We start from the raw sequence: 10,603 nt of genomic DNA, 5'->3' as shown, positions 1-10,603 counted from the left end.
AAGGACTCCGTCCCGCTGACGCGATCAGAGGGCTACCAAAGAAGCAGATACCCCCTGCTGTAACTCCGACAACAGAGAGGCCGGGCGCCCCTTATAAGGCCAGGCAAAAGCGTGGCGAAAAGCTGCTTCCTGACAGTGTTTGAGCTGCTCGAAATCGATAATGTCGTGGGTGAGCAGGTTCTCGTACTCAAACGGCAGGCGCACATTGTGCAAGCCGGCGTTGTCGGTGCAGATGGCGATATCTACCCCTGCCTCAAAGCAGCGATCAAACACAATCTTGAGGGGATCCAAACTGGACAAGGTGCCCGTTTTTAGATAGGTGGTGGGACAAACTTCCAGGCATTGTCCTCGCCGCGCCAGCTCCGGCAGCAACTCTGGATAGTGAAGGGGAATTTGAATGCCGTGGCCAATCCGCGAGACATAGGGCAGCAGCTCTGGGTAACAGCCATCCAACGTCTCGTAGAGGTGGGCAGTGGTCTTGAGGCCGCGGGCCAAGGCATACTTGAATAGCTCGATCCACTCGTCCATGCGTTCGCCGTAAGGCTTGTCTCCCCCAGCCAGGTCGATGGCACTCACATATTCCGACTCGGCAGCAGCTTCAACCATAGCCCGGTTGATGTGGCTGGGGAGGCGGGAGTGCAAACACACAATCTGAGTGGTAACAATGGGGTATTCCCGCTGCTGGCTGGCCCGTCCCACCGTCTCGATTACCTGGCGCATTTGCTTGAGGCGATCTGCCTCGTCTAGGCTGGGATCCGTGCGCAGGTAGGGGGTGTAACGAATTTCTAGGTAGGCCAGATCCTCAAATACATAGGCTCCCCGCAGCAGACGGTAGATGAAATAGGGTAAGCTTTCCAGGGTTTGCACCTGTTCCACCAGCGTGTGCAGCTCCAAGTAATCTTCAAGGGTGTTGCGCGGGCGGGTGTAGAACTCTTCAAACTCGGCATAGGTGGGAAAGCGCTCCGCCAGAGGGGATCCCTGGCGATGCAAGTAGCGCCACAGAATCCGAGGGACGACAGAACCGCCCAGGTGGCGGTGCAACTCCGCATGAAGTGCCATAGGTCGGGGCTCCCCATCGCTGCCCGCGCAGGAGCAGACTTGGTTTGTTTAAGTACTATCTTTACTCTTATCCAACTGCATCGAGCTTGTCCAGGCGGAATTGCGCAAGCTCGGTTGGAAGTTTAGATCGTCAAACCGATCCCCTGCCCATCGTGGTAGGCGGCCAGCAGCAGGTCGGTGGTAGTATCCCAAGCAATCTCGCCCAAGCGCGATAGAGCAATGGCCCCAAGGGAGCGGCGCCGTTGGCGGGCCTCTTGAAAAGACTTGGCCATGGCCGCTTTCAGGCTGAGGCCATCTTCCACTCGAATGACAATCCGTGCCGCCAAGCTCTCATCCAAAATATCTTCCCCAACACCGGTGCAACTGACTCCTGCTGCCGCACTGGCGTAGGTTCCTGCGGGCGTGGCCGAATCGCTCACCCGCCCCACCCGCTCAAACCCCCGCCCGCCGGTGGAGGTGCCAACACAAATGCGCCCCTGTTGATCCAGCGCCACCGCTCCAACCGTGCCCATGGCCAGGGCGGTGAGCACCCTTGACGGGGGATGGGTCTGGCGCAACTGCACCCACTCCTGCAGCCGCTTGAGAGTGGTCGGGTCATAGACCGGCAACTTCAGTTCCCGCGCCAGCTCTGCTGCCCCCTGTTCGGCCACCACCCGATCCGGGCTGGATTGCAAAGCCTGGGCCAGGAGGATGGGATGCTGAACCCGGCTGACGTTGATCACCCCACTAAAAGACTGGGTGGCCCCGTTCATGAGGGCGGCGCTCATGCGGATCTGCCCATCCGACTGCAAGACCGATCCTGTGCCGGCGTTGTAGAGGGGATCATCTTCCAGCAGTTGGCAGGCATGTAAGACAGCCGCCTCTGCCGCTTGCCCTGCCAACAGCAGCGCATAGGTACTTTCCACCACCTGCCGCAGGGATCTCCTCACCTTTTCCAGGCTGTCTTCTCCTTCTAGGGCACTGCCGGCTCCGCCGTGGATAATGAGTTTGGGCTGAGGCATGATGGGTTCGGATACCTTGTGAGGCTACTGGGGGATGGTCTTTGCTTTTTGGGTTCACCCTTCACAGATACCACTTTCCAGGAACGCCGGCGGAAAGGGAGGAAGAGTCCTAAGATAATTCTGTGGATTTGCTAAGCATAGATACTCAACGGCAATCCTGGAAGAGGGCTGTCGGGTTGTGGCCGGCAGTGGTTCTCTTGGATCGTATGGCATGAACGAGGTTCTATCGATGGCGCTGCCCAGCTTGAACGAGTTCCCCTGGCTGACCACGGTCATTGTGTACCCTGTGTTGGCCGCTCTCTTTATCCCGTTGATCCCGGCGCCGGCTGGGGATCCCAGTACCCGCGCCTACGCGCAAAAGTTGGCCGAGCGGATCCGCTGGTTTGCTTTGTTCATCGCAGTCACCGATCTGCTGATTCTGCTGGCCGGCTTTTATGTCGGCTACGATCCCGCCCAGACGGGCTTGCAACTGCTGGAGCGCTACACCTGGGTGCCGCAGGTGGGGCTAAGCTGGTCGGTGGGGGCCGATGGCCTCTCCATGCCGCTCATTCTGCTCACGGCTTTTATTACCACGCTTGCCATCTTGGCCGCCTGGCCGGTCACCCTCAAGCCGCGCCTGTTTTACTTTCTCATGTTGGCCATGTACGGCGGCCAGATCGGGGTGTTTGCCGTGCAGGATATGCTGCTGTTTTTCCTGATGTGGGAGCTGGAGCTGATCCCGGTCTATTTGCTCCTCTCCATTTGGGGGGGATACAACCGCCTCTATGCGGCCACCAAGTTCATCCTCTACACCGCCCTCAGCTCGCTGTTTATCCTGGTGGCGGGCTTGGCTATGGCCTTCTACGGGGATCCCATCAGCTTTGACATGACGGATCTGGCCCACAAGGCCTATCCGCTGAGCTTCCAGTTGCTGATGTATGGGGCTTTCCTGATTGCTTATGGGGTGAAGCTGCCCGTCTTCCCCCTGCACACCTGGCTGCCCGATGCCCACGGCGAAGCCACGGCGCCGGTTCACATGTTGCTGGCCGGGATCCTGCTCAAGATGGGGGGCTATGCCCTGATGCGCATGAATGTGGGCATGCTGCCGGATGCCCACCTCTACTTTGCGCCGGTGCTGATCGTGCTGGGGGTGGTGAACATCATCTTTGCTGCCCTCACCTCCTTTGCCCAGCGCAACCTGAAGCGGAAGATCGCCTACTCCTCCATCAGCCACATGGGCTTTGTCCTCATCGGCATCGGATCCCTGACCGAAATCGGCATGAGCGGCGCCATGTTGCAGATGATCTCCCACGGGCTGATCGGGGCCAGCCTGTTCTTCTTGGTGGGGGCCACCTACGACCGCACCCACACGCTGGAGCTGGAGGAAATGGGCGGCGTCGGCCTGAAAATGCCCAAGATTTTCTCGATGTTCACCACTTGCTCGCTGGCCTCTCTGGCTCTGCCGGGGATGAGCGGCTTTGTGGCCGAGCTGATGGTGTTCATCGGCATGGCCACCACCGATGCCTACTCTCTCCCCTTCCGGCTGGTGGTGGTCTTTCTGGCGGCGGTTGGGGTGATCTTGACTCCTATCTACCTGCTGTCGATGTTGCGGCAGATCTTCTTTGGCCCGGAAAACAAAGAGCTGACCGAACATGAAGAATTGGTGGATGCCGAGCCGCGCGAGGTGTTCATCATCGCCTGCCTGCTGATCCCCATCATCGGCATCGGGTTTTATCCCAAGCTGGTCACTAGCCTCTACGACCAGTCCACCAATGCCCTGGTGGCCTTGCTGCGCCAGGAACTCTCCTCCCTCGGAGCGACGGTTGCCCAAGCCCCTGCCCTTTACAACACTGAGCCAAATTGAGGAGAGGGAAGCCGGTGTAGCTAGCCTTGGCTTTTTTCTCCAATGGGCTTGCGGCTCTCGCCGCCTTGAACTCGCATCCAGCCAAACAATGTCCCGATCGTCAGTTGGATCCCTTGAGCAAAAGCGGGAACGGGGATAACCTCTTGCGGATCCTCATGCACTGTTGGCTGCTGTCCGGCAGGATAGGCGAAAACGACCCTTTCTTCGGGGGCCACGATCCACCCCATCTGGCAGCCGTGGGCCAAGCCAATCAAGATCTTTTTGACCAGCTTCATTTGATCTTGATCGGGAGAGAGAATCTCGATGATCCAATCTGGGCAAAAGGGGATGAAATTTTGAATGGTGCCATCTTCATCCACAGGGATCCGCTCCCAGGCGATCACAGAAATATCGGGCACAATCGCATATCCGGCAAAAGTGCAGCGCAGCTCTGGAAATGCCATTCCCAGTTGAGAAGGCTCCAACATCTCGTTAATGAAGCTGCCCAGTTTTAGTTGGAGACGGCTATGCTTTCCCTGTGGCATAGGCTTCTGGATAATTTCTCCTTCAATAAACTCGCTGGCAGGCTGAGTTTCCGGCTGTTGTAGAAAGTCTTCCAGAGTTAGAGGCTTGGCAGATAGACTGACCATAGCTTGCTCCTATCACGCTGCTATTTGATTAACAATAGGCTCAGTAAAGTATCAAACCGATCAAAACAGATCCCTGTCCCGTTGTTGCCAAGTCATTTGGCGGTCATAAGGGCTTTTGCCAGAAAATAACCCCATCAACGGCCCCAAGATGGCCCCAAACACAAAGCCGCCCGCGTGGGCCCAGTAGGCAATCCCTCCCCCCTGCATGCCGATGTTGATGGGCGTCTGCAGGCTGGCGATGCCGTAAAACGCCTGTTGCACAAACCAAAAACCCAGGAACACCCAGGCGGGAACATAGATGGTTGTAATGAAAATGCCCAGAGGCACCAGGGTCAAGATCTCAGCTTGTGGAAAACGCAAGATATAGGCTCCCAACACCCCGGCAATGGCCCCACTTGCCCCCAGCGAAGGAATGGTGGATTCCATATCGAAAAACCACTGGGTTAGGGCGGCCAAAGCTCCACAAGTCAGGTAAAAAATGAGGTAGCGCACATGCCCCAAGCGATCCTCAACATTGTTGCCGAAAACCCACAAAAAGAGCATGTTCCCACCAATATGGAGAAAGCCCCCATGCAAAAATTGCGAGGTGAATAGGGTCATCCATTCGGGGCGCAGCGAAGAAGTGACCTCCCCTCGAAAACTCGCCGTCAACTCTACCGGTACCACTGCCCACTCTCGGAAAAAAGCCACCAACTCTCGCGGCGATAAGGTAAGCTCATACACAAAAACCAAGATGTTGATGAGCACCAGGGCATAGGTGACGTAGGCCGTGCGGGTGGTTGGGTTGCGGTCTTGCAGAGGTACCACAGTTGAGATCCGGTTGACATCACCCTCTAGCTTAACCTGTCTCTTCCTACCCCTCAGACTCACCTCTAAAACCCCACTTGAGGCTACACTGGAGTGGTCTGCTGGGAGCCATGCTTACAGTTGGGATCCCCTGTCTGTAGAAATGTTCCGGCTGTTCCCATACGGCCGATGGTGAACTTAGAGGAGTGGACTGATGTCCGAGGTTGAAAGCCCAACTACCCCCCTCAAGTTTTTGATCGTCGAAGATCATCCCGAGGTGGCCCAAAACAACTGCGAGTGGCTGCAGCGGATTGCAGCCGATGCTCAGTGCATCACGGTCAGCAATCCCATGGACGCCATCCTGCGCCTGCAGCGGGAACAGCCGGATTTGGTCGTGGCGGACTTGCTCTACGGTCAAACCAGCGGCGAACAGTCTGCCGAGCCTGGCCTAGAGTTCCTGCGCCACATCTTTGAGAACTACCCCACCCTGAACGTGATGGCCTATTCCAGTGAGCCGCTACTGCTGACTCCATTGGTGGGCTTGATCAGCAAACACCAGGGCGGGTTTGCCGCGGTTAACAAAATGGAACGGCGGACTGTGTTTTTGGAGGGAGCCAAAAGCGCCCTGAATGGAGAATTGCGCATGCCGCGGGAGTTGCGTGGTCTCACGAAGCTGACAGAACGGGAAATTGAGGTCTTGAACTTACTCTGCAAAGAGGCCCTCACCGATCAGGCCATTGCCGATCGCATTCACACCAGCAAGAAGACCGTACAAAACTGCATCCAACGGCTCAAAGAAAAGCTGGATATTTTCGGATCTGAGGATGAGATCAACGCCCGCGTTGCCATGTGTATGACAGCCGTTCAGAAGAAGATTATTCAATGGTAAATAAAGGTAACTAAATGGTAGAGGCCAGAGGATAGCTGTTGCTCTGTAGGAACTTTTATCCGAGACAGTTTTCCACCGGGCTCAGCGGATCCCCAACACAGAGGCGAAGACGCTGTGGCCCACAATGGCCTCTACCACAACACTCAGGGCAAACCCCAGCATGGCCAGCCGTCCGTTCCATCGCTCGGCCTTCTCAGTCCAGCCAATTTCCCACTCCGGCGGGGTGTCGCCGTCTTGACCATACTGCGGCACATACCGCGGGCGACCGGCGCCTTCCCAGCCGGCAGGGCGCTTGGAGTTGAAGAAAGCCATCGAGCCCATCGCAACAGCAGCTACCAGCCCAGCCACCATTACGGCAATGTAGGGGAAAAAGGGATTCTCAAGCATCATCAGCCTGTCAAGATAGGAGTCGAAGGGTAAAAAAGCTCAAGCCAAGGTAGAGCCGCAGCATCTCAAGGCTAAGGGGTAAAGTCTGTGAGATGCCCGATGGGGCTCTACCGGATTATTGCAGATTATTGCAGACCCAGCCACTGAGCGAGAGTGCTGGCAAAAACACTGTGGCCCAGCGCCGCTTCTGTAACCATGCTGATCACGAAGCCCAACATGGCCAAGCGTCCATTCCAACGCTCCGCTTGCTCCGTCCAGCCGGGGATCCAGTCGTTGCTGGTGTCATAGTACTGGGCAACGGATGCGGAATCCAGGCGCGAAGGAATCCTAGGAGACGATTGCATTGTGAATACCTTTATCACTGTACGTAAACAAACTTAACATAAGATTACAGTTTGTGACAAGTTTTGGCTTCCAAGCCCTGACGGCAGAGTGGGTAGGACTGAAGGGATCCCAGATGGGTTTTCCGAGGGCTGGCCCAGAGCGATGTCATACTGAGGGAAACGGGCTTTTTGCGCAGACTATGGCGGTATCCACCCCTTCTTCTCTTAGGCTGGACCATTCTTTCGACCTAGCTGCCCAGGTGCGGTCGGACTTTCCGATTTTGCAGCGCCAGGTCAACGGCCACCCCCTGATCTACTTTGACAACGCTGCCACTTCTCAAAAGCCACTGGCAGTTTTGCAGGCGATGGATCGGTACTATCGGTGCTCCAACGCCAACGTGCATCGTGGGGTTCATACGCTGAGCAACGAAGCCACCGATGCCTATGAGGGGGCGCGGGAAAAGATCGCTCGTTTTATCAACGCCGCTTCGCCACAGGAGATCGTTTACACCCGCAATGCCAGCGAAGCCATCAATCTGGTGGCCTACAGTTGGGGTTTGAGCAATTTGGAACGAGGGGATGAGATCGTCCTTTCGGTGATGGAGCACCACAGCAACCTGATCCCGTGGCAGCTCGTGGCCCAGAAGACGGGAGCCTGCCTCCAGTTCATCCAGATCACGCCAGCAGGAGAGTTGGATCTGGAGCACTACCGGTCTTTGCTCAGCGACCGCACCCGCCTGGTGGCGGTAACCCAGGTTTCCAATATGCTGGGATCCATCAACCCCGTCCAGGAGATCACGGAGCTGGCCCATCGCTACGGGGCCAAGGTTTTGCTGGATGCTTGTCAGAGTGTGCCTCACATGCCTGTGGATGTGCAGGCGTTGAATTGCGATTGGTTGGCCTTTTCAGGGCATAAGATGTGTGGCCCAACGGGGATTGGCATCCTCTACGGCAGGCGGGAGCTGTTGCGAGGGATGCCACCCTTTTTGGGTGGGGGAGAGATGATCGCCGATGTGTACTGGGATCACGCCACCTATGCGGATATCCCCCACAAATTTGAGGCCGGCACGCCGGCGATTGCCCAGGCGGTGGGGTTGGGGGCAGCCGTGGATTACTTGAGCCAGATCGGCTTGGAGCGGGTTCACGCCCATGAACAACGGTTGATCGCCCATTTGTTGGACGGGATCCAAAACATAGCGGGTATCACGGTTTACGGCCCCAAGGATCCGACGCGACGGGCAGGGCTGGTCAGCTTTTCGGTAGAGGCCGTCCATCCGCATGACTTGTCTACCTTGCTGGATGAGCAGGGCATCGCCATTCGAGCGGGGCACCATTGCACTCAGCCCCTGCATCGCTATTTGGGAGTCCAATCCACCGCCCGGGCCAGCGTTTACCTGTACAACACGTTGGCGGAGGTAGATCGCTTCTTGGAAGTGTTGGCAGAAGCGGTGGAGTTCTTCAGCGTTGCTTTGGGCTAGGGATCCGTCACAGGCAGAGGACTTCGTCCCGACTGGCGCCAATCGATATCTCAAGTAACATCAACCAAGTCGGGATGGAAGGCCTGACTCCAAAACCGATGTGGAGACCCTGTAGGACTGGTTTGCCGGCGTCGGTCGGTGAAGCGTCAAAGATCCCTGCCCTAAAAGACAGGGAGTATGTCAACATGATCTAGGTTTGAACTAGGAGGTCGGGGTTGTGATCGAGCCGATTTTGTTGGGGATCGTTTTGGGGATGGTGTTGGTCACCTTGGCGGGCTTGTTTGTGGCCGCCTACAGGCAGTATCAACGGGGCAACAAGATCGGTCTTTGAAAGTTGCCCTGGGTAGGTTAGGCGGAGAAGAAGTGAGGTGGCATGGCGATGCACTGGCTGCGCACCGTTGCTGCTTTGCGGGAGCAGGTAACTGGCTGGCGGGGATCCACCATCGGCTTGGTGCCCACGATGGGATCCCTGCACGAGGGCCATCTCAGCCTGATCCGCCGCTGCCGCCAAGAGTGCGACCGCACGGTGGTCAGCATTTTCGTCAACCCGCTGCAATTTGGGCCCAACGAAGACTGGGATCGCTACCCCCGCGACGAGGAGGGGGATCGGGCCCTGTGTGAAGCGGCGGGCGTGGATGTGGTGTTTGCCCCCGACCCGCAGGAGATGGGCGCCAGCCCGGCAGCCGGCAGCGACCGCACCTGGGTCATGCCTCCCGAGTCCCTTTTGCAAACCCTCTGTGCCCCCCACCGACCGGGGCATTTTCGCGGCGTAGCCACCATCGTGCTGCAACTGCTGAACTTGGTGCAGCCGCAGCGGGCCTACTTTGGCCAGAAAGACGCCCAGCAACTGGCGATCATCCAACGGCTGGTCCAAGATCTGCAGATCCCCACCACCATTGTCCCCTGCCCCACCGTGCGAGAAGCCGATGGCCTCGCCTGCAGCTCCCGCAACCGCTACCTTTCTCCTGAAGAGAGACAGGTGGCCACCAGCCTGTACCGGGCCTTGTGTCGGGGGTATAACCATTGGCAGGCGGGGGATCCCTCGGCAGAAGGGATCCTGGCTGCCGCCCGTGCCGAGCTGGAGCACACCCCTGAACTGCGGGTGCAATACTTGGAACTGGTGGATCCGCAAACCCTCCAGCCGCTGGCCGAGGTGAAAGACAAGGGATTGCTGGCCATCGCCGCCTATGTGGGGCAAACTCGCCTGATCGACAATCTGCTCCTCTCTCCGGCACAAGGGGATCCCTGGGCCGAGAAAGCACAAAACGCGGCACCGCCTTCCTCGGAGGTGGCTTCTACCCCACGTCGCCCGCTGATTGCCATCGACGGCCCGGCAGGAGCCGGAAAATCCACCGTGGCGCGGGCAGTGGCCGCCCAACTGCAGCTTTTGTACTTGGACACAGGGGCCATGTATCGGGCTATCACCTGGCTGGCGCTGCAGCGGGGGATCCCGTTGGACGACGCCGAGCAATTGACCCAACTGGCCGCCCAAACCCAGCTCACCCTGCAAAGTGGCACTTCTTCGGCAGAGCCGACCCGCATCTGGGCCGATGGCGAAGAAATCACCCAGGCCATCCGCTCCCCAGAAGTGACCCGCTGGGTCTCTCAGGTGGCGGCAGTGCCGGGGGTGCGGCAGGAGCTGGTGAAGCGGCAACGCAGCATTGGCCGGGATGGGGGGGCCGTCTTGGAGGGGCGAGATATCGGCACCTATGTCTTTCCCGATGCTGAGCTGAAAGTCTTTTTGACCGCCTCGGTGGGCGAACGAGCCCAACGCCGGCAACAGCAACTCCAAGCCCAAGGGCAAATGGTGCCCCTCGAAGAATTGAAAGCCCAAATCGAGCAGCGGGATCGCCGCGACAGCGAACGGCTTATCTCTCCCTTGCGGCCTGCCCCCGACGCCATCCTGATCGACACAGATCACCTGAGCCAATCCGAGGTGCAAGACAAAATTGTGATGTTGTACCGACAACTTTTGGATCGATCCGGCCAAGCCCGTTTTGATCAATAGCTTTGAGCAACCGGTTAGGGATCAACACAGGATAAGTTAAGCTTTTCACAAGATCTTCCAAGATCTTCAGCAAGCTAGTCGGTTTGAACAGCTTGAGTGCTCTCTCGTTGCTCAATGAAGACTCTCATCGCAAAAGATGGAGTTGGTGGGTGTTTAGGGATTCTGAGCCTTGGGTTGAGTGCTGAACTTTGGCGAAACGG

Annotated in this window: 11 protein-coding genes; 5 read left to right on the top strand and 6 right to left on the bottom strand. The window is 57.7% G+C overall.

Features of this window, described 5'->3' with window-relative positions; all coding sequences use genetic code 11:
- Positions 1-24: 24 nt before the first annotated feature.
- Both NW853_RS09455 and NW853_RS09450 read right to left on the bottom strand, forming a co-directional pair.
- On the bottom strand, positions 25-1,059 hold the full coding sequence (locus NW853_RS09455; RefSeq protein WP_414348888.1) for an adenosine deaminase: 1,035 nt from the start codon (positions 1,057-1,059) through the stop codon (positions 25-27).
- A 122-nt stretch (positions 1,060-1,181) separates the two neighbouring features.
- A complete protein-coding gene (locus NW853_RS09450; RefSeq protein ID WP_414332613.1) occupies positions 1,182-2,060 on the bottom strand; it encodes an isoaspartyl peptidase/L-asparaginase in 879 nt (292 codons plus the stop codon).
- Positions 2,061-2,289: 229 nt separating this feature from the next.
- Here NW853_RS09450 and NW853_RS09445 point away from each other — a divergent pair, with 229 nt between their 5' ends.
- Positions 2,290-3,903 (top strand): NAD(P)H-quinone oxidoreductase subunit 4, encoded by a 1,614-nt coding sequence (locus tag NW853_RS09445; RefSeq protein ID WP_414332693.1) that lies wholly within the window; start codon positions 2,290-2,292, stop codon positions 3,901-3,903.
- Between the two features lie 20 nt (positions 3,904-3,923).
- Here NW853_RS09445 and NW853_RS09440 read toward each other — a convergent pair whose 3' ends face one another.
- Positions 3,924-4,532 carry a Uma2 family endonuclease gene (locus NW853_RS09440; RefSeq protein WP_414332615.1) on the bottom strand — a complete coding sequence of 203 codons (609 nt, stop codon included), beginning with the start codon at positions 4,530-4,532 and terminating at the stop codon, positions 3,924-3,926.
- A 60-nt stretch (positions 4,533-4,592) separates the two neighbouring features.
- A complete protein-coding gene (locus NW853_RS09435; RefSeq protein ID WP_414332617.1) occupies positions 4,593-5,339 on the bottom strand; it encodes a rhomboid family intramembrane serine protease in 747 nt (248 codons plus the stop codon).
- 193 nt (positions 5,340-5,532) lie between these two features.
- On the opposite strand from NW853_RS09435, the gene NW853_RS09430 reads away from it, so the two are divergent.
- Positions 5,533-6,207 carry a response regulator transcription factor gene (locus NW853_RS09430; RefSeq protein ID WP_414332619.1) on the top strand — a complete coding sequence of 225 codons (675 nt, stop codon included), beginning with the start codon at positions 5,533-5,535 and terminating at the stop codon, positions 6,205-6,207.
- Positions 6,208-6,288: 81 nt separating this feature from the next.
- Here the strand turns inward: NW853_RS09430 and psb35 are convergent, their stop codons facing one another.
- On the bottom strand, positions 6,289-6,597 hold the full coding sequence (psb35, locus tag NW853_RS09425) for a photosystem II assembly protein Psb35 (protein ID WP_414332621.1): 309 nt from the start codon (positions 6,595-6,597) through the stop codon (positions 6,289-6,291).
- 122 nt (positions 6,598-6,719) lie between these two features.
- A complete protein-coding gene (locus tag NW853_RS09420; RefSeq protein WP_414332623.1) occupies positions 6,720-6,938 on the bottom strand; it encodes a chlorophyll a/b-binding protein in 219 nt (72 codons plus the stop codon).
- A gap of 179 nt (positions 6,939-7,117) precedes the next feature.
- Here NW853_RS09420 and NW853_RS09415 point away from each other — a divergent pair, with 179 nt between their 5' ends.
- The 3 genes from NW853_RS09415 (at position 7,118) to NW853_RS09405 (ending at position 10,403) form a co-directional block, all read left to right on the top strand.
- A complete protein-coding gene (locus NW853_RS09415; protein WP_414332625.1) occupies positions 7,118-8,395 on the top strand; it encodes a SufS family cysteine desulfurase in 1,278 nt (425 codons plus the stop codon).
- Between the two features lie 217 nt (positions 8,396-8,612).
- Positions 8,613-8,726 (top strand): cytochrome b6-f complex subunit V, encoded by a 114-nt coding sequence (gene petG / locus NW853_RS09410; RefSeq protein WP_414332627.1) that lies wholly within the window; start codon positions 8,613-8,615, stop codon positions 8,724-8,726.
- Positions 8,727-8,774: 48 nt separating this feature from the next.
- Positions 8,775-10,403, top strand: a complete 1,629-nt coding sequence (locus NW853_RS09405; protein ID WP_414332695.1) for a bifunctional pantoate--beta-alanine ligase/(d)CMP kinase — start codon at positions 8,775-8,777, stop codon at positions 10,401-10,403.
- Positions 10,404-10,603 lie beyond the last annotated feature (200 nt).

Origin of the sequence: Synechococcus sp. H55.11 (genome assembly GCF_047462475.1) — a bacterium.
Classification (GTDB): domain Bacteria; phylum Cyanobacteriota; class Cyanobacteriia; order Thermostichales; family Thermostichaceae; genus Thermostichus.
This window is presented reverse-complemented; position numbering and strand designations above follow the sequence as displayed.

What these genes read in the sequence shown, in the direction of transcription:
- NW853_RS09455 (WP_414348888.1), bottom strand. Translation starts at nt 1,059, where the DNA reads ATGGCACTTCATGCGGAGTTGCACCGCCACCTGGGCGGTTCTGTCGTC.
- NW853_RS09450 (WP_414332613.1), bottom strand. Translation starts at nt 2,060, where the DNA reads ATGCCTCAGCCCAAACTCATTATCCACGGCGGAGCCGGCAGTGCCCTA.
- NW853_RS09445 (WP_414332693.1), top strand. Translation starts at nt 2,290, where the DNA reads ATGGCGCTGCCCAGCTTGAACGAGTTCCCCTGGCTGACCACGGTCATT.
- NW853_RS09440 (WP_414332615.1), bottom strand. Translation starts at nt 4,532, where the DNA reads ATGGTCAGTCTATCTGCCAAGCCTCTAACTCTGGAAGACTTTCTACAA.
- NW853_RS09430 (WP_414332619.1), top strand. Translation starts at nt 5,533, where the DNA reads ATGTCCGAGGTTGAAAGCCCAACTACCCCCCTCAAGTTTTTGATCGTC.
- psb35 (WP_414332621.1), bottom strand. Translation starts at nt 6,597, where the DNA reads ATGATGCTTGAGAATCCCTTTTTCCCCTACATTGCCGTAATGGTGGCT.
- NW853_RS09420 (WP_414332623.1), bottom strand. Translation starts at nt 6,938, where the DNA reads ATGCAATCGTCTCCTAGGATTCCTTCGCGCCTGGATTCCGCATCCGTT.
- NW853_RS09415 (WP_414332625.1), top strand. Translation starts at nt 7,118, where the DNA reads ATGGCGGTATCCACCCCTTCTTCTCTTAGGCTGGACCATTCTTTCGAC.
- NW853_RS09405 (WP_414332695.1), top strand. Translation starts at nt 8,775, where the DNA reads ATGCACTGGCTGCGCACCGTTGCTGCTTTGCGGGAGCAGGTAACTGGC.